Genomic DNA, 18,547 nt, shown 5'->3' with positions numbered 1-18,547 from the left:
TTAAGACAGACGAAACCGCCCGGAAGAGTCGTGCGACCGACTCCCTCCGGGCGGTGGCAGCGTTACGCCGCAGAAATGACTAGTGGATGTTCCACTTGGCCTTCAGCTCTTCCCAGTAGGGATCGGCCTTGAGCAGATCGAGGCCCTTGTTGAGCTTGTCGAGCAGCTCGGCATCGGCCTTGCGCACAGCGTAGCAGTAGTCTTCGCTCTCGGCGTCGAACACGCCGGCGATCCTGTAGTCCTGTCCCTTCATCATCTCGTAGGCGATGGTGCTGTCCATGGCGGAGCCGTCGATGCGGCCGATGGGCAGATCCTGCATGGACAGGTCCGTGGAGTCGTACTTGGCGACCTTGAAATTCATGCCAGGACGGGCGGCCAGCTCCTCAAGATACTTGACGGTGTTGGTTCCGCGCTGCACGGCAACGGTCTTGCCGGAGGTGAGGATTTCGTCGAGGTTCTGGGTGTTGTCGCCACGAACCACGAGCACCTGCGTCACGCGGAAGTAGGGCTTGGTGAAGTTGACGACCTTGGCGCGCTCGGCAGTGGCGCTCATGCCGGAGGCGATGAAGTCGATCTTGCCGGCGTTGAGGGCGGGGATGATGCCATCCCAATCCATGGGCTGATGGCGAACCTTAAAGCCCATCTTGTCGGCGATCCAGTTGACGGCTTCGACGTCGAAGCCGGTGGGCTCACCATGCTTGTCCACAAAACCGAAAGGCGGGAAGCCGAAATCGATGCCGTTGACGTAGACCTTCTCGGAAGCGATGGCGCCGCCTGCAAGCATTGCGGTCAGCATCAGGCCAATGACGGATGCGAGAAGTTTCTTACCCATGCTCTCCACTCCTTTGTGCCCGCATTTCCCCTCGGGCATTTGAACGGTTATCCACATCCACTATGACGGTTTGTACATGAAAACCAGAACTCTTGCGCATACCAGACAGCGGCCCGCTGGGCAAGCATCAATACCGCGTCCGCAATCGTAGAAAACCCGCGCGGGCACTGGATGCGCGGGGGAATGCATCCGCTACGCCACGCAGGGGAATCCGAGCGCGACAAGGCATGCCGCAAATGAAGAGGGCCGGGCGCGTATCCGCACCCGGCCCCGAGGAAAGGGGTGTGCTGCTCCCCTGCCCTAGCCGAGCAGATCCCTGCGGCCGTCGAGCAGGTCGGAAATCACGCCAGGATCGGCGAGGGTCGAGGTGTCGCCGAACTCGTCGGTGATGCCCGCCGCGATCTTGCGCAGAACGCGACGCATGATCTTGCCGCTTCGGGTCTTGGGCAGGCCGTCGGCGAACTGGATGACCTCGGGCGAGGCGATGGGACCGATCTCCTTGCGCACCCATGCGCGCAGCTCGCCGATGAGTTCCTTGGACTCCTCGACGTCGGCGGTCAGCGTGACGTAGGCGTAGATGGACTCGCCCTTGATGTCGTGCGGCATGCCCACGACCGCGGCCTCGGCCACGGCGGGATGCGCCACGAGGGCAGATTCGATCTCTGCGGTGCCCATGCGGTGGCCGGAGACGTTGATCACGTCATCCAGTCGGCCCATGACCCAGAAGTAGCCGTCCTCGTCCACACGAGCGCCGTCGCCGGACTCGTACATGCCGGGGAAGCGACCGAAGTAGGTGCTCTTGAAACGCTCGGGATCGCCGAACACGCCGCGCAGCATGCCGGGCCAGGGCTTGCGGATCACGAGGTGACCGCCCTCGTTCGGGCCAAGCTCGCGACCTTCGGAGTCCACGATGGCGGCATCGACGCCGGGCAGCGCACGCGTGGCCGAGCCGGGCTTGAGCGCCGTGGCGTAGGGCATGGCCGAAATAAGAATGCCGCCGGTTTCGGTCTGCCACCAGGTATCGACGATGGGCAGCTGGCCCTTGCCGACGTTCTGGTGGTACCACATCCACGCCTCGGGATTGATCGGCTCGCCCACGGAACCGAGGATGCGCAGGGACGAGATGTCGTGCTTCTGCGTCCACTCCACGCCTTCGCGCATGAGGGCGCGGATGACGGTGGGCGCGGTGTAGAAGATGTTGACGCCGAACTTCTCGACGATCTGCCAGAAGCGGTCCGGCGCTGGATAGCTCGGCACGCCCTCGAACATGAGCGAGGTGCCGCCGAGGCACAGCGGACCGTACACGATGTAGCTGTGGCCGGTGATCCAGCCGATGTCGGCAGTGCACCAGTACACGTCGTTGTCGTGCATGTCGAAAACGTACTGCATGGTGCTGGCGGTGTAGGTGAGGTAGCCGCCCGTGGTGTGCACCACGCCCTTGGGCTTGCCGGTGGAGCCAGAGGTGTAGAGGATGAACAGCGTATCCTCGGCCTCCATGTGCTCGGGCTCGCAGAAGTGACGGATGTCGTCGGCGGCCATTTCGTCGTGCCACCAGCTATCGCGTCCCTCGACCATGGGGATGTCGTTACCGGCGCGGCGAACGACCACGCAGCGCTCCACGCTGGGGCAACCGGTGAGAGCCTCGTCGGCGTTGGGTTTGAGCGCAATGGTGCGGCCCGCGCGCAGAACGGCGTCGGCGGTGACGAGCACCTTGGCCTCGCAGTCCTGAATGCGGTTCTGCAGGCTCATGGCCGAGAATCCCGCAAAGACGATGGAATGCGTCGCTCCGATGCGGGAGCAGGCGAGCATGGCGATGGCCAGTTCGGGGATCATGGGCAGGTACAGGGCAACGCGGTCGCCCCTCTTCACGCCCATCTTGCGCAGCACATTGGCGAAGCGGTTCACCTCGGTGAACAGCATCTGGTAGGTGTACACGCGCACGTCCTCGTCCGGCTCGCCCTGCCAGATGATGGCGGCCTTGTTGCGGCGGCCGTCCGTCAGGTGGCGGTCAAGGCAGTTGTAGGACACGTTGAGCGTGCCGCCCTGAAACCACTTGATGCTCGGATTGTGGAAATCCCATTCGAGAGCCTTTTCCGGCTCCTTGAACCAACTCACCAACTCGCGGGTGCGCTCCATCCAGAACCCTTCCGGGTCCTCCATGGACCGGCGGTACAGCTCCTGATAGGCGGCCTTGTCGCCCACCCATGCCGTCTCGCGACCTTCGGTCGGGGGCATGAAAAGCCGCTTTTCCTGCAACATGCTTTGAATTCTTTCCTGTTCTGTCATTGCGCACCCCTTTCACGTATCGTTTGATACCCGTGAGGATCACGGAAAACACAGCGGAACGGGTGCAGCACGGACCCGTCCCCATCACTTGTTGGATACCCGCTTTTGTAGCTTCTGGGAATTTCTGTGGACATGTTTTTTTGGTAAACGGCAGGAATTCATGGTATGAGCGGACCCAAGGAAGGGCGGCCTTGCCCGGGGAGCTGGTCGGCGGCCGAACCCGGCGGGTGAACGGACACTTTACGGGCGCGCTGCGCCGCGAGAAGCTATCAGACATGAACCTGACCAATCTGCACACCATGTTCCGGCCCACGTCCGTGGCAGTCATCGGCGCGACTGACGAGCCGGGAACGCCGGGCGCGGTCATACTGCGCAATCTTCAGGCCTGCAAGTTCATCGGCCCCATCATTCCCGTGCACGAAACGCTCACGGAGGTGGCCGGTCTGCCCGTGTACCGCGAGATCGACACTCTGCCGCTCACGCCGGACCTCGCCATCATCTGCTCCGAACCGGAGACCGTGCCGGACTACGTGCTCCAGCTCGGGCACCGTGGCGTGGCCGGAGCGGTCATCCTCGGCACGGGCTTCGCCGCTCTGCCGTCCGACGTCCGCAAGATGCTGGAGGGCGCCATCCTCAGCGCCGCGCGGCGCACGGATCTGCGCATCCTCGGCGTGGGCAGCATGGGCTTCATCTGCCCCGGCGTGGGCATCAACGCCAGCCTCGCCCACACCGACGCCAAGCCCGGACGCATCGCCTTCGTCACCCAGTCCGATTCCCTGTTCACCACGGTGCTCGACTGGGCCAATATGCGAAACATCGGCTTTTCCTACTTCATCTCCCTCGGCACCAAGCTCGACTTCGGCTTCGGCACCATCCTCGATTTCCTCAACTCGGACCCCAACACCCGCGCGGTGCTGCTCTACGTGGAGGACATCGAACGCGCCCGGCAGTTCATGTCCGCCGCCCGCGCCACGGCCCGCAACAAGCCCGTCGTCGTCATCAAGGCCGGGCGCACCGCAGAGGCCGCCCGCGAGATGGCCCGCTTCAAGGACGGCCCCCTCGGGCAGGACGCCGTATACGACGCCGCCTTCCGCCGCGCGGGCATGCTGCGCGTCTACGATACCGACGCCCTCTTCGACAGCGTCGAGACCATCGCCCGCTCCAAGCCGTTCAAGGGCGAGCGGCTCGCCATCGTCGTCAACGGCATGAGCCCCGGCCTCATCACCATGGACCGCTTCATCGAGGGTGGCGGCGTGCTGGCTGAACTGGTCCCCGACACCCGCGAAAAACTCGGCGAACTCCTCGCCGACGAACCCATGCCCGGCTGCAACGCGGAGGGCTGCATCGGCAACCCGGTCAACATCGCGCCAAACGCCCCGCCGGAGCGCTACGCCGAGGCCCTGCGCATTCTGCTCAAGGCCCCGGACGTGGACGCCGTACTCGTCATGCATTTTCCCTCGGCCCTCGTGGACGGCCGCGAAGTGGCGCAGGCCGTGGCCGAGGTGGCCCGCCGCGCCAAGCGCCTCGTGCTCACCAGTTGGGTCGGCGGCGGCAACGCCGAGGCGGCCCGCGAGGTCTTCAACGAGGAAAGCATCCCGGTCTACTCCACGCCGGACAAGGCCGTGCGTGCCTATCTGAACCTCGTCCACTACCGGCGAAATCAGGACATGCTGGTGGAGACCCCGGCCTCGCTGCCGTCGTCCTACCAGCCGGACACCGCCACCGCCCGCCGCGTGCTGCACAACGCCCTCGACGCCGGGCGCGACAGACTCACCGTGCCCGAGGCCATGGACATCCTCGCCGCCTACCAGATTCCCGTCGTGGACACGCGCCTTGCCGCCACCGCCGAGGGGGCCGTGGAAGCCGCCAACGAGCTGGGCTATCCCGTGGCCATCAAGGTGCTGTCCCCGGACCTGCGCTGCAAGTCCAAGGCTGGCGGCGTGGCGCTGGACCTCGACACCCCGGAGGCCGTGGCCGACGCCGCAGCGGCCGTCATGCACCGCGTATGCCTCGCCCAGCCGGACTGCTGCACCGCGGGCTTCATCGTCCAGCGCATGGGACGCAGGCCCCGCGCCCACGAACTGTTCATCCAGATGGGCACGGACCCCATCTTCGGGCCCTACATCCGCTTTGGGCAGGGCGGCTCCGAATCCGAAATCATCGGCGACGCCGCCGTCACCCTGCCCCCGCTGAACATGGCGCTGGCCAAGGAGCTCATCTCCCGGACCTTCGTCTCGCGGCTCCTGCAGGGCCACGCCGACCGCCCACCGGCGGACATCGAGGCACTCTGCCAGACCCTCAACAAGGTCTCGCAGCTCATCGTGGACCTCCCCGAGATCGTGAGCCTCGAAATCAACCCCCTGTTCGCCGACGAGCAGGGCGTGCTGGCCCTCGATGCGGACGTCGAGATCGCCGAGGCCGAAGTCACCGGCCCGGAACGCCTCGCCATCCGCCCCTACCCACGCGAACTGGAAGAGTGCATCCAGCTGCCAAACGGCATGCACGTCACCCTGCGGCCCATCCGCCCCGAGGACGAGCCCGCCCACTGGGATTTCCTCTCCCGCCTGTCCATCGAGGACATCCGCTACCGCTTCTTCGGACTCATCCGCGAACTGCCGCGCTCCGAAATGATCCGCCTCACCCAGATCGACTACGACCGCGAAATGGCCTTCATCGCCTCCCTCGAATCCGAGGACGGCCCCAACGAAACCCTCGGCGTGGTGCGCGGCATGACCAAGCCCGACAACTCGGCCATGGAATTCGCCATCATCGTGCGCTCCGACATCAAGCGCCAGAGCCTCGGCAAGACACTCATGCGAAAGCTCATCGGCTACGCGCGCACGCGCGGAACCCGCGCCATCATCGGCGAGGCGCTCATGGAAAACGCCGCAATGGCCGCACTGGCAGGCTCCGTCGGCTTCACCGTCACCAAAAGCTACGACGACGACGTCTACAAGTTCCGCATGGACCTCGACGAATCGCAGGACTAGCGCACCGGCTAGCGCTGTGGGCGTCCGCCGTGCGCAATGCGCAGTGCGCAGTGGCCGGGACGTATCGGTCGTTGACCGGTGCGAGACGTAGGCTCCGCCGGCCAAGGGGCCGCTGGCCCCTTGGAACCCCGATCTGCGATAACCGTGGGTGCCCTAGGCGCACCGTGCGGCTTTGCGCGACGAAGCCCTAATGAGGATTGTCAAGGAAATCATTTCCTTGACTGGGGTCCGGGGCAAAGCCCCGGCCGCCGGAGGCGTTGACCAGCGAAGCGGCCCACAACCATGGCGGCCCCTCGGCACGTCCGCTAGGGCGCGGGTTGCCTGCCTTTTCTTTTCGCGCTATTCCTGTGGCTTAGAGGCGATACCCTTCATGATGCACCAACATCCGGAAGTTGCATGTCCCAGCTGAACGTCCTGCTTCTGCATCCCGACCCGCTTACCCGGCAATCGCTACGCGCCCGCCTGTCCGGCGTGGAGTTTCTGCGCGTGCTGGGCGAGGCCGTTTCGGCCTTCGAAGCGCTCGAAATGCTAGAGCACATCCCCTATGGCGTCATCGTCACGGGCGTCGCGCTCGAAGGCGAGGCCGACGGCTTTGAGCTGGCGCAGATGCTTTCCGGTCGCAAGCACAAGCCCGCGCTGGTCTTCATCGCCGAGGACGAGGGACCGGCCTTCACGGCCTTCGAGATGGGGGCCACGGACTACCTGCTGTGGCCGGTGAACGAGGAGCGCTTCGAGAAGACGGTCGAGCGATTGCGCCAGTTCCGCGCGCACTACAAGGAGATTCCCGTTCCCGCGCACTGGAACGACCCCGACGCGGAGGTCGACGAGGAGGCCACGGTCCGCGTGCGCCTCGGCGAGGACGAGGAGGACCGCTTCCTCAAGGCGCTGTCGCAGGCATGGGAATACACGAGTCAGGCGCGGCAGGTGGACATCGAGAAGCTGGCCGTGACCATGGACGGCCGGACGCTGCTCATCCCGTACAATCAGGTGGTGTTCATCGAGGCCTACGAGGACTACTCCTACGTGCATACCGCCAACCAGAAATTTTTGACCTCCTACCGGCTGAAGAACCTTGAGGACAGGCTGCGCATGTTCCGGTTCTTCCGCGTGCACAGGAAGTATCTGGTCAATCTGGATATGGTGACGGAAATCGCCTCGCTGCCCGGCAGCAACTTCATGCTGCGCACGGCGGGCAAGACGCGCATTGAGCTCCCCATCAGCCGCAGACGCGTCGCCGAGCTAAAGAAGATGCTCGGCCTGTAGAGGGACCGGAACGGGACGAACGGACGCGAGCGCGCCGCTTACCCCGCATCTTGCCCCTTTGACCGAATTTTGGATCACAAGGCATCCGCCCCTGCGCTAGAAAAGATTGCATGGCGGAAACCGCGAACATGGAGCATGAGATGGACCATACAGGCGCCCTGGACGCATTGCTGCACGAGGAACGGGTCTTCCGTCCCCTCCCGCAGATCGTCATCGAGGCCAACGTCACCCCCCAGAATCTGCAAGCCGCGCAGGCCAAGGCCGACACGGACGCCCTTGCCTACTGGGAAGACGCCGCCCACGAGCTGGACTGGTTCAAGAAGTGGGACAGGGTCCTCGACGACTCCGACGCGCCGTTCTACAAGTGGTTCCCCGGCGCGAAGTGCAACATCGTCTACAACGCGCTGGACCGCCATATCGAGACCGGCAACAAGAACAAGCTGGCGCTCATCTGGGAGGGCGAACCCGGCGACCAGCGCAAGTACACCTACTACGAGTTGTACCGCGCGGTGAACCGCTTCGCCAACGCGCTGCGCTCCCTCGGCATCGGCCGGGGGGACCACGTGGTCCTCTACATGCCGCTTCTGCCCGAGACCGTCATCTCCATGCTGGCCGTGGCCAAGATCGGCGCGGTGCACAGCATGGTCCACGGCGGCTATTCGGCCAAGGTTCTGCGCGAGCGCATAAGCGACGTGCAGGCCCGGCTGGTCATCACCGCCGACGGCTTCTACCGCAACGGCAAGATCGTGAATCTCAAGAACGTGGTGGACGAGGCGCTGACCTCGGCCAGCACGGAATGTGTGGAAACCTGCGTGGTGGCCCACAGGGTGACCGTGGACGTGGAAATGCACGAGCCGCGCGACCTGTGGTACGACGATCTCGTGCGCCGCGAGCGCCCCGAGGCCCCGACCGAAGTCATGAACGCGGACGATCCGCTGTTCGTGCTCTACACCTCGGGCACCAGCGGCACGCCCAAGGGTATCGTCCATTCCCACGGCGGCTACATGGTGGGCGTCAACCGCACCATGAGCTGGGTCTTCGACATCAAGCCCACGGACATCTTCTGGTGCACGGCGGACGCGGGATGGATCACCGGCCACAGCTATGTGATCTACGGTCCCCTCGTCACGGGCACCACCACGGTCATGTACGAAGGCTCGTCCCTATATCCGCAGGCCGACCGCCTGTGGGACGTGGTAGACCGCTACGGCGTCACCATCCTCTACACCGCGCCCACGCTCATCCGCATGCTCATGCGCTACGGCCCCCAGTATCCCAAGCGCAAGGACCTCTCGACCCTGCGCCTTCTGGGCACCGTGGGCGAGCCGTGCAATCCCGAGGCGTGGGTATGGCTGTACAAGTACATCGGCCGCTCGGAGTGCCCCATCATGGACACGTGGTGGCAGACGGAAACGGGCATGCTAATGATAAGCCCCCTGCCCATCTCGCTGCTCAAGCCGGGGTCGGTGAACAAGCCGCTGCCCGGCATCGCTGCGGACATCGTGGACGCACAGGGCAATGCCGTGCCCGCCGGAACCACGGGCTATCTGATCCTGCGCCGCCCGTGGCCGGGCATGATGCGCGACGTGCTGGGCGACTCCGCGCGCTTGCGCAGCGACTACTGGGAGCGCATCCCCGGTGGCGTGTATTTCGCGGGCGATCTGGCCCGGCGCGATCAGGACGGCTACATCTGGATCGAGGGCCGCGCCGACGACGTCATGAACATCGCCGGGCACCGCATCGGCACGGTGGACGTGGAAAACGCGCTGACCTCCCACCGCTTCGTGAGCGAAGCGGCCGTCATCCCCGTGCCGGACAAGATCAAGGGCGAGGTGGCCAAGGCCTTCGTCATCCTCACCCCCGGCTGGGAAGACCATTTCGAGAACCTCGACGAACTGCTCAAGGCCCTGCGCCTGCATGTGCAGAACGAGATTGGCCCCGTGGCCGAACTGCGGGCCATCGAGCCACGCAAGACCCTGCCCAGAACTCCCTCCGGAAAGATCATGCGCCGCATCCTGCGCGCCGAGGAACTCGGGCTGAATCCCGCCGAGGTCACCACCCTTCTCCCCGACGACTGATCCCACGAAAAACGCCGGGGGCCATGGCCCCCGGCGTTCCGAAATGTCCCACGCCAAACGCGTTGACCGTCCTACGTCTCCTTCGTGGACGGGAAGATGCTTCCACGCTGGAACAGCTTGCGAAACTCCATGTGCGGCAACGGCTTGGAGAACAGGTACCCCTGCGCGTAGGGGCAGCCGTGCGCCTTGAGAAAATCCACCTGCTTCATGGTTTCCACGCCCTCGGCCACGACGGTGAGTCCCAGATTCGCCGCAAGAGAGAGAATGCCGCGCGCCACCACGTCGCCTTCGCTATCCCCGCCCGAAATGTCGAGGACGAAGGAGCGGTCGATCTTGAGGGTGTCGATGGGTAGGCGGCTCAGGTAGGCCAGCGAGGAATACCCGGTTCCGAAGTCATCGAGCAGCACGCGCACCCCGAGCCCCGACAGACGTGTCAGCACGTCCACGGCCGCCTGCATATTCTGCATGAGCAGCGTCTCCGTCACCTCAACCCCAAGCTGCGACGGCGGCAGCCCGGCACGCGTCAGGATGTCTTCCACCTTTTCCACCAGATTGCCAGTGGCGAAATGTCGCGCGGAGAGATTCACGGAAACCTTGAATGCGGACACGCCCTCCTCGCGCCACACCACAGCGCGGCGCACGGCCTCCTCCATCACCCATAGATCGAGAGGCACCACCAGCCCAGTTTCCTCCGCCACGGGGATGAAGTCTCCGGGCGGCACCATGGTCCCGTCGGGCCGCATCCAGCGCACGAGGGCCTCGGCCCCGGCAACCTCGCCCGTGACCAGATCGACCTGCGGCTGGTAGTGGACCACGAAATTGCGATGATCGAGTGCCGTACGTAGCTCGCCCTCAAGGGACAGACGCTTCATGGCGCGTTCGTTCAGATCCGCCGTGAACATGCTAAACGAGTTCCGTCCGGTGCGCTTGGCCTGATACATGGCCATGTCCGCGTTGCGGACCATGCCCTCGGGATCGGAGCTGCCATCGTCGGGGTACACGGATATGCCGATGCTGAACCCGAGATAGATGTCCGAGTCCTGCACGCGGAAGGGTTTCGAAAAGCGGTCGTTGATGGCCGTGGCGAGGTGGGCGAAGGTATCCGTATCGTGAGCGTCGTCGACCAGCACCAAAAATTCGTCGCCGCCGATGCGGGCCACGGTGTCCTTGCGGCGCAACACCTCGCACAGGCGATCGGCCACCATGCGCAGCACGCGGTCGCCGCTCGAATGCCCGAGGTTGTCGTTGACCAGCTTGAAATCGTCGAGGTCGAGCAACAGAAGGCCCACCAGCCCGCCCTCGCGGTGTGCTGTATCGATGGCCCGCTGCAAACGCTCCATGAGTAGCTGGCGGTTGGGCAGGTCCGTGAGTTCGTCGTAGAATGCCTGCCGCACCAGACGGGCCTCGGCCTTCTTGTGCTCTGTAATGTCCGTGATGGCGGCCACGCTGACCCGCTCTCCCGGCACCAGAGCCACGGTCATGCTCACGTCGTGGACATTGCCTTGTCTGTCATAGAGCCGCGACTCGTAGACGCGCGGAACGGACATCGGATCGACACGGCGCCTGCGATGGAATTCGAGCATGCGGGGAACATCCTCCTCGTGGAAGATGTCCATCCACGACACCTTGCCCTCGACCTCCGCCGCGCCACGCCCCACCAGCTTCTCGAACTCCGGATTGACGAGACGGATGGTCGTATCGTCGTCGATGAGGATCGAGGCGGACCCGGTATTCATGAACACGGTCCGGTACAGCTCCTCGGCCTCGCGAAGCGCTGTCTGCGCGGCCTCAAGTTCCGTGACATCCACCAGCGTCTCAAGGATGCAGCGACGTCCCTTCCACGTCACGGAGGCCGCGGTCTTGACCACGCTCACGAGGACGTCGTCGCTTCGGCGCACCTTGCGCACCAGCGGCTCGACCTCCTCGGCCTCGCGCACGCCGTGCTCGGCGACCAATGGGCATGCCGCGCCCATGGTCGGACAGAACACGTCGCGGCAGCGGTGGCCCACCACGTCCGTCCGGGACAAGCCCAGAAGGGACAACGCATGGGGGTTGATCTCCATCACCACGAGCGTCGATTCGTCCACGATGACCACGCCGACCCGCAGATGATGCAGTATCTGTCCGAAGAACTGCTCATTCTCCCGCAGTTGAGCCAGCATGCGATTGATGTCCATGGCCAGGCTGCCGATCTCGTCCTCTCCGGCCATGTCCACACTGTCCACATAGGTCGAACTGGCGGCGATCCCCGCAACCTGCCCGCTCAGATAGGCAAGGCGGGACACCACCAGCCGATCAAGCAGCAGCAGGGAAAGTACCGCCATGATGAGCACCGACACCGCAATGCCAGCCAGATGATAGCGCAGCACGGACATGCCCAGTCCGTACACCTCGCGGGGCATCGTCACGGCCAGCAGGAGGGACCGCGTTCCATACAGATCGGCGACGGTAACCACGCCCCTGATCATGCCGTCTTCCACCGGCTCGACATGGCCGGGACGGGCCGCCTGTTTGCGCATGTCCTCGGGCAGGGTGGGGTCGTTCAGCATGCGCAGATCAAGATGCAAGCGCGTGCGGGCCGCCAGATCGCGCACGAGTTCCGGGCCGAACCTGCGCCCCATGACGAGGACTCCGGCTCCGGGGCCCTTCAGATCACTAGTGAGAATGGACTGCGAACTGACGATGTAAAGATGGCCGTCGAGAATCAGAAGACCGGAGACGCCCTCGCCAGACTGGGGCGAGGTCACGAGCAGTCTGCCGGAGCGAATGGCATCGTTCAGGTGTTGCGGAAGGGGGCGGAACTTCCCGGTCTCGACATCGGCAACGCGCCCCTCGTACAGCGCCCCGTCACGATCGATATAGAGAATGAATTCGAGCCGCTGCTCGTCGAAGGTGCTCATGGCGAGGTTCGACGACACGTATTCCTCGTCGTGCTCGCTCATGAAGTCGTAGGTGTCGTCCCACCACGCCCAGTCGCGGCACAGCGCGGTCAATCCGCCTATTTCCGCATCAAGGGCGTTTCTGGCCCGGGTGAGGTTGCGCAACACATCCCGCCGTTCGAGATCGGCGAACCCATCGGCGTATATGACATAGGCGACACCAAGAGACGACAGCAGCATGAACAGGCTGACGACGGCGACCACCGCTGAAATCTTGGCCCGAATCGTTTTCATCGACTCCCCGCATTCATGATCGACCACGCACCGCGCCACAAGGCCCCACACAACACTAGCACGCCATCGCAACGGGAACAACGCGCCCGTGGCGATGATTCGCCTTCACTCGCGACAATGCGCGCGCAGTCGGCAGACAACGCACCAGTAGCGCACGCAACTATCAGAAGAGAAAGACAGAATCAACACGGAAGGGCAGTATCGGCAGGACGAAAAATCGGCGCAGGGCAAAAAAATGGGGCAGGAATCATCCTGCCCCGTCCATTCACGCGTAAAATCAGGCGACCTGACGCATGGCGCAGCGCAACAGCTTCTCGCCACACTGGAACATGATCTTGACCTTGTCGGTCTCCACCAGTTCGCAGACGTAGCCGGTGCCGAACTTGGTGTGCTCGACCACGTCGTCCACGTTGTAGGCGGTTTCCATGCTGTAGGGCTTGGGTTCGCGGTGGCTACGCGCAACGAGGGCGCGTTCCCACAGCTTGCGCACGGCCTCGGAATCGACGGCGGGCGTGCGGGAGGCGGAACTGCGGCGCGTGGTGCTCCGCGTGGCTGATGCTCCACGGGGCGCTGCCGCCGAAGGCTCGATCGCGCCGGGCTTGCGCACGGGGCTAACCTTGCCGCCCGAACGCTTGACCACGGTTGCGCCTGTTTCCGTTCTGGGCACGACGGGCGGGCGATGCTTGTGCATGCTTCCGCATGCGCAGCATTGCACCTTGATCACCTCGCCATTGACCATGGCGGCGATGACGTGGTTCGTGATGTCCTTGCACCGGGAACAGCGCGACTCGGTGTATCCCCCGACAATGAGCTTCTTCGTGGCCATACGTCTGTCAATCCTTGTCTCGAGAGTCCAGTGCAAACAAAAAACCACAAGGATCGGCCTTGTGGTTGCGCTGCACAAATTCGGCCCTTTCCCTAGTCTTTTCCCAGCCGCATTGCAAGCCCCCTTTCGCCGCAATCGGCCCCGCCAGCAAGGGCGGACAATGATCCCGGAACGTTGCGACACCGACACGGGACGCGCTCTCGCGACGACACGCGAACGCCTCAGCATCGCCCATGCATCCCGTCACTGCATGCAGCCCTGCATCCCGCAACGAAACGCCCCCCAAACGTCCGCACACGACAAAAAAGGCGGGAACCGCACACGCGGTTCCCGCCCCAAAAGCCATGGAGACGAAAGAAGCTAGCCTTCGAGCTGCTGAATGCCGTCGAGACGCCACATATCCCCGGCGACGCCTTCCTCGCGCAGGAAATGCCACACCTCGCGGACCTGTTCGGACCCGGCGGCGGGACTCTCGCGCAGGAACACGTCGAAAAAGACCGTGGCCACGGTGCGCTGCCCCTCCTGCCGCACTTCGAGAAGGCGGGCATTGAGCATGAGGATTTCCGTTCTGGACGGCGTGGGGTCCTGCGCCGCCTGCTCGCGGATTTCGGCGAGCACGGCGGGGGACACGAACTGGGCGATATCTTCGAGATCACGCGCATCCCACGAGCCCTGCAAACGGCTGAAGGCGACCTTCGCGCCTTCGAGAAATTCCTTCTCGTCGAATCCCGGAGGCACGGGCACGGACGGCTCCTGCGCCGCGCTGGCACCGCCGCCGAGGGTGCTCCACCCGCTGGCGGCCTGATCCTGTCCGCCTGTGCGGTAGCTCGTCGTCCCCGGATCGGGACCGGCCCCGCCATAGGACATGCCCGCCCCCTGCGTGGCGTACTGGGGCGAAGAGGCACTGCGCCTGCGGAACAGTTTGAACAGCAGGAACGCAAGGCCACCGAGGATGATCAGATCCATAAATCCGCCACCGGCAAAGGGATGGCCGAAGAAGAGCGAGCCAAGCAGCGATCCGGCGAGCATGCCGCCAAGGAATCCGCCGAAGCCTCCGAAGCGAGAGCGCTGATTGTTCACCATTCCGGTGCCGGATGTCGCGGACTGCCGGGTGGGCGATACGGGCTTCGTGTAGCTGTTCTGATAGGACTTGCTTCCGCCGAAGGAGCGACCGCCGCCAAGGCGTTTCGCATCGGCGAAATCCGCACTCGCAGCCACGATGGCAATCATCACGAGCGGTACAAGAACGAATTTCAAGAGATTGTTCATAACGCACTTCCGTTTGTTGAATGGTGCAACCCCGGAGATATAAGGCCCCCTATCGATGTGTCAAGGAAGTGCAACCGGGGTTGCAACCTGCGATGTGTCGTGGCAGTGTTCGCCAGAAATAAAAAAACGCGCGGTTACCGCGCACTGCACCTTTACGGTACAAAGGAGTTCAACCATGGCCACCTGCACCGCAAGCCACATCCTCGTCGACACCGAAGCCGCATGTAACGACCTTCTGAAGCAGATCGCCGAGGGCGCCGAATTCGCCGATCTCGCCCGCAAGCATTCCAAGTGCCCCTCCGGCCGTCGCGGTGGCGATCTCGGCTCCTTCCGCCCCGGCATGATGGTCCCCGAGTTCGACAAGGTCTGCTTCGAGGACGCCGTGGGCGAAGTGCACGGCCCCGTGCGCACCCAGTTCGGCTATCACCTGATCCTCATCCGCGAGCGCAACTAGCCCGTCGCGGGGCCGTCCCCGCCAGACGCACAAAAGAAAAGCCGGAACGGTCATGCCGCTCCGGCTTTTGCGTCCGACAAGGCGCGAGGCTACCCGCGCCCGGGCGAACGAAGAAGAATCTCGAGATTGCGCCGCACCGCCTGCGGCCCCACGTCAGCGTCCGACAGAAAGCCGAAATAGCGCATGCGCGTCATCCCGAGGACAAGGGAACAGACCATCGCAGCGGTGGTGCGGATGTCGATGTCCCCGCGCACCGCGCCTTCGGCCGAGGCGGCCGTGAGCCCCTTGGTGATGGTGTCCAGAATGAAGTCGTGTATGGCCTGAAGCTGCATCTGCACCTCGTCGTCCCCACGCCCCGCACGGTTGGGTGCATCGCGAAAGATGAGCGAAAAGCTCCGCTCGTTCTCGCGCACGAAACCGGCGTAGACCTCAAGCACGCAACTCACCTGCTCCAACCCACCCCGGCATTGCACATCTTCGAGCGCCTCGCGAAGGGACGTCTCGAAACGCATACGAACCTCGCGGACCAGTTGCAGGAATATCTCGTCCTTGGACGAGAAATGCCTGTAGATGCTTCCCTCGGAGATGCCCGCCTCGCGGGCGAGCAGGCTCGTCGGCGTATTGGCGAATCCCCTTTCGGAGAACAGCCGCGCCGCAGCTTCCAGAATCTTCTGTCTGGTCATTTCCCTCCCTCTGCTACAGGGTCCACTCATTTCACGTATCTATCTTCCTTGGCTACCGCTCGCAGGGGCGTACGTCAACAGCGCCGGCAGCCACCCGAGCGCAGCAATGCGCACGGGCAGGGGCGGGAACGCACAGATTCCCGCCCCGCCGATTCACGAAATCCACCGATGCGCTAGCGCATGGTGCCTATGAGTTCCTGCAAGTCGCCAGCCAGACGCGCAAGGGACGTCACCGCCGATGCGGACTGGGTCATGGCGTCGGCCGTCTCGTCGGCAATGCGATTGATGTCGCCAGCGGACTGGCTGATCTGCTCGCTAGCCGCGGACTGTTCCTCGGCTGCGCTGGCGATGGACTGCACCTGCGCGGAGGTCTCCTCTACCATGGCAAGAATATCACGAAGTGAGGAAACGGCCTCTTCAGTCTGACCGGACAGCGTCTTCATGATCGCGCCGGACTCGGACATGTCCTGCATGGTGCGGCCGGTGCTGTCCTGAATGGCATGCACGGCCCGCCCGACCTCCTTGGTGGCGGTCATGGTCTTCTCCGCCAGCTTGCGCACCTCGTCGGCGACCACGGCGAATCCGCGTCCAGCCTCGCCTGCGCGGGCGGCCTCGATGGCCGCGTTGAGCGCCAGCAGGTTGGTCTGGTCGGCGATATCCTCGATGACCTGCACGATGGTCGAGATGCCCTCGGCCTGCGTGCCAAGCCCCTTCATGGACTCGTCCACCTGAAGGAAACCGGAATGGACACGGTCGAAGCCGTGGATGACCTCGCCGACGACATCCACACCCTTGCGGGCCGTGCTACGGGTGCGCTCCGCAATTTCAGCGGCGGCGGAGGCATTTCGGGCCACCTCCAGCACCGAGGCGTTCATCTGCTCGATGGCGGTCGCGGCCTCGGCGGCCATGCCGCGCTGCTGATCGGCACCGCGGCTCGACTGCTCCACCTGCGCCGAAAGCTCCTCGGATGCGGACGCAACCTGATCGGACACCGTGCTGGCCTTGTGGGCCACGTCCTCGATGAGGGCGTTCTTCTGCTCGATGGCCGTCTGCTGCATGCGGACCTCGGTCAGGTCGAACCACATGGTCAGCGCGCCGAACACCTTTCCGTCCAGATCGTAAAGCGGCGTGGCTACCACGGAAAACACGCGCTTCTCGCCCTTGTGGGTCACGAAATCAATCTCCTGCGTCACCTGCCGCTTCTCGCGGATGGCCTTTGCCAGCACCGTGGTGCGCGACGCGTCGCCAAAGGCGAAGTCCGCTGTGGTCCGCCCAAGGTAGTCGTCCGAGGAGCCCTCGCGGCCCACGGCCTCGACCATGGCGGCATTGAGGAAGGTCAGCCGCTCTTCGGCGTCGGCCACGGCACACGGCATGGCAATGCCGCCAAGCACCCCCTGCGCGAAGGCCAGCTTGGACTTCAATTCGCCGGTCATGGTCGCGATATGGCGGGCCAGATCGGCTATCTCGTAACGGAATTCACCGCTGAGTTCAGCCTTCAGATCGCCCGAGGCCACGGCCTCCGCAAACGCGCCCACACGCCCGAGCGGCGTGATGACCCTGCGTCGGAACAACAGCATAACCAGAACCGCGAGCACGAAAACGGCCACGGCGCCGATGCCGAGGAGCACGTTACGCACCTGCGTGGCCCCGGCCGCCAGATCGCGCTCCGTGGCGGTAAGAACAACAATCCACCCGGTGCCGGGGTGATGACTGAATACCGCCACCTTGCCTTCGCCTTCATATTCATAAAACAGCGTGCCGGTCTGCCGCTCACGGATTGTGGTCTCAAAATCCTCAAGCGGAGCATCAAGAAGAATAATTTTTGAATCAGGATGCGCAATCACGCGCATGTTTTGGTCATACATGTAGGCGTAGCCGCTGGTGCCGATGGTCACAGGGGTGACGACCTTCTGCGTGAACTTCTCCCAGTCCACGCTTGCCACCACGCCGCCAACCAACTCGCCACCGCGCGACACGGGGGCGGCGATACAGAAGGTCAAATGCTTTGAAACCGGCGAACGAACGAGATTCCTATCGATGAACGCGGCGTCGCCGTTAGCGATGCCCTGCACAAAAGAGAATCCGCTCACGTCCATGCCACGCAGGTCCGAACCGTTGGCGTTGAGGCCCGAGACGACTTTTCCGTTCATATTAAACATGAACACGGCCTCGAATGCCTTGTTGTTGCGTATCATATTCTGCAACTGCTGGTCGATGCCGAACGAGGAGTTACGCACCAACGCGTTCTGAACTGCGCTCTGCATGGCCAGTCCGGTGACGACATCGCTGCCCTTGTCGATGAAATCGTCCAGCTGGGTGACGATGGAACCCGTCAACGTCGCCATGAACTCAGTGTTGGTGTCCACCTCAAGCTGATACACGGCCCGGTTGGCATAGAAGACGATCGCGGCGACCGACGTGATGATGACCAGCACGACGGTCAGCATGAAGCCCGTTGCCATACTCCTGAATCTCACGGTTTCCTCCCTTGGCCACCGCGTTCGGCAGCCGAAACACGCTTCGCCGCCACCAGTCGGTGGCAGCCCCTATCGATCACGGCGCACCCGTCTCGCGCGGTCAGACCCCCGTCCCCAAACGGTAGTCGCACAGGCCGCGCACAGGCTCACCCGTTCGATTGCGACGGAACAACCCGCCCGGCCGCCATCATGACAGCCCTCTTCATACGTCCCCGC

Annotated in this window: 11 protein-coding genes; 4 read left to right on the top strand and 7 right to left on the bottom strand. The window is 63.9% G+C overall.

The annotated features are described in order from the left end of the window. Window positions 1–79 precede the first annotated feature (79 nt). Both GGQ74_RS14710 and acs (GGQ74_RS14705) read right to left on the bottom strand, forming a co-directional pair. Window positions 80–832: an ABC transporter substrate-binding protein gene (locus tag GGQ74_RS14710; protein ID WP_167942353.1), complete on the bottom strand. Its 753-nt coding sequence runs from the start codon at window positions 830–832 to the stop codon at window positions 80–82. Window positions 833–1,132: 300 nt separating this feature from the next. Then, entirely contained in the window at window positions 1,133–3,118 is a 1,986-nt protein-coding gene (acs, locus tag GGQ74_RS14705; protein ID WP_167942352.1) for an acetate--CoA ligase, read from the bottom strand. Window positions 3,119–3,393: 275 nt separating this feature from the next. Here acs (GGQ74_RS14705) and GGQ74_RS14700 point away from each other — a divergent pair, with 275 nt between their 5' ends. The 3 genes from GGQ74_RS14700 to acs (GGQ74_RS14690) all read left to right on the top strand — a co-directional run bounded on the left by GGQ74_RS14700 (window position 3,394) and on the right by acs (GGQ74_RS14690) (window position 9,449). After that, entirely contained in the window at window positions 3,394–6,108 is a 2,715-nt protein-coding gene (locus GGQ74_RS14700) for a bifunctional acetate--CoA ligase family protein/GNAT family N-acetyltransferase (RefSeq protein ID WP_167942351.1), read from the top strand. Between the two features lie 396 nt (window positions 6,109–6,504). Continuing rightward, a complete protein-coding gene (locus GGQ74_RS14695) occupies window positions 6,505–7,371 on the top strand; it encodes a LytR/AlgR family response regulator transcription factor (protein ID WP_167942350.1) in 867 nt (288 codons plus the stop codon). Window positions 7,372–7,511: 140 nt separating this feature from the next. After that, window positions 7,512–9,449: an acetate--CoA ligase gene (gene acs, locus GGQ74_RS14690; RefSeq protein ID WP_167942349.1), complete on the top strand. Its 1,938-nt coding sequence runs from the start codon at window positions 7,512–7,514 to the stop codon at window positions 9,447–9,449. A gap of 71 nt (window positions 9,450–9,520) precedes the next feature. Here acs (GGQ74_RS14690) and GGQ74_RS14685 read toward each other — a convergent pair whose 3' ends face one another. From GGQ74_RS14685 to GGQ74_RS14675, 3 genes are all read right to left on the bottom strand, one after another. Then, a complete protein-coding gene (locus tag GGQ74_RS14685) occupies window positions 9,521–12,622 on the bottom strand; it encodes an EAL domain-containing protein (RefSeq protein WP_167942348.1) in 3,102 nt (1,033 codons plus the stop codon). Window positions 12,623–12,899: 277 nt separating this feature from the next. After that, entirely contained in the window at window positions 12,900–13,448 is a 549-nt protein-coding gene (locus tag GGQ74_RS14680) for a hypothetical protein (protein ID WP_167942347.1), read from the bottom strand. A gap of 360 nt (window positions 13,449–13,808) precedes the next feature. Beyond that, complete coding sequence (locus GGQ74_RS14675) at window positions 13,809–14,717, bottom strand: Tim44 domain-containing protein (protein ID WP_167942346.1); 909 nt, start codon at window positions 14,715–14,717, stop codon at window positions 13,809–13,811. Between the two features lie 175 nt (window positions 14,718–14,892). Here GGQ74_RS14675 and GGQ74_RS14670 point away from each other — a divergent pair, with 175 nt between their 5' ends. Next, window positions 14,893–15,171 (top strand): peptidylprolyl isomerase, encoded by a 279-nt coding sequence (locus GGQ74_RS14670; RefSeq protein ID WP_167942345.1) that lies wholly within the window; start codon window positions 14,893–14,895, stop codon window positions 15,169–15,171. Window positions 15,172–15,260: 89 nt separating this feature from the next. Here the strand turns inward: GGQ74_RS14670 and GGQ74_RS14665 are convergent, their stop codons facing one another. Then, entirely contained in the window at window positions 15,261–15,854 is a 594-nt protein-coding gene (locus GGQ74_RS14665) for a TetR/AcrR family transcriptional regulator (protein WP_167942344.1), read from the bottom strand. 173 nt (window positions 15,855–16,027) lie between these two features. Continuing rightward, window positions 16,028–18,331 carry a methyl-accepting chemotaxis protein gene (locus GGQ74_RS14660; RefSeq protein WP_167942343.1) on the bottom strand — a complete coding sequence of 768 codons (2,304 nt, stop codon included), beginning with the start codon at window positions 18,329–18,331 and terminating at the stop codon, window positions 16,028–16,030. Window positions 18,332–18,547 lie beyond the last annotated feature (216 nt).

It is taken from the genome of Desulfobaculum xiamenense (assembly GCF_011927665.1).
Lineage (GTDB): Bacteria > Desulfobacterota > Desulfovibrionia > Desulfovibrionales > Desulfovibrionaceae > Desulfobaculum > Desulfobaculum xiamenense.
Note: the sequence above shows the minus strand (reverse complement) of the source record. Positions and strands in the feature narration are given on the sequence as shown.

Excerpts from the sequence above, each read along its gene's own strand:
- GGQ74_RS14670 (WP_167942345.1), top strand. The coding sequence starts at position 14,893 with ATGGCCACCTGCACCGCAAGCCACATCCTCGTCGACACCGAAGCCGCA.
- GGQ74_RS14700 (WP_167942351.1), top strand. The coding sequence starts at position 3,394 with ATGAACCTGACCAATCTGCACACCATGTTCCGGCCCACGTCCGTGGCA.
- GGQ74_RS14665 (WP_167942344.1), bottom strand. The coding sequence starts at position 15,854 with ATGACCAGACAGAAGATTCTGGAAGCTGCGGCGCGGCTGTTCTCCGAA.
- acs (WP_167942352.1), bottom strand. The coding sequence starts at position 3,118 with ATGACAGAACAGGAAAGAATTCAAAGCATGTTGCAGGAAAAGCGGCTT.
- GGQ74_RS14680 (WP_167942347.1), bottom strand. The coding sequence starts at position 13,448 with ATGGCCACGAAGAAGCTCATTGTCGGGGGATACACCGAGTCGCGCTGT.
- GGQ74_RS14675 (WP_167942346.1), bottom strand. The coding sequence starts at position 14,717 with ATGAACAATCTCTTGAAATTCGTTCTTGTACCGCTCGTGATGATTGCC.
- GGQ74_RS14695 (WP_167942350.1), top strand. The coding sequence starts at position 6,505 with ATGTCCCAGCTGAACGTCCTGCTTCTGCATCCCGACCCGCTTACCCGG.
- GGQ74_RS14710 (WP_167942353.1), bottom strand. The coding sequence starts at position 832 with ATGGGTAAGAAACTTCTCGCATCCGTCATTGGCCTGATGCTGACCGCA.
- acs (WP_167942349.1), top strand. The coding sequence starts at position 7,512 with ATGGACCATACAGGCGCCCTGGACGCATTGCTGCACGAGGAACGGGTC.
- GGQ74_RS14685 (WP_167942348.1), bottom strand. The coding sequence starts at position 12,622 with ATGAAAACGATTCGGGCCAAGATTTCAGCGGTGGTCGCCGTCGTCAGC.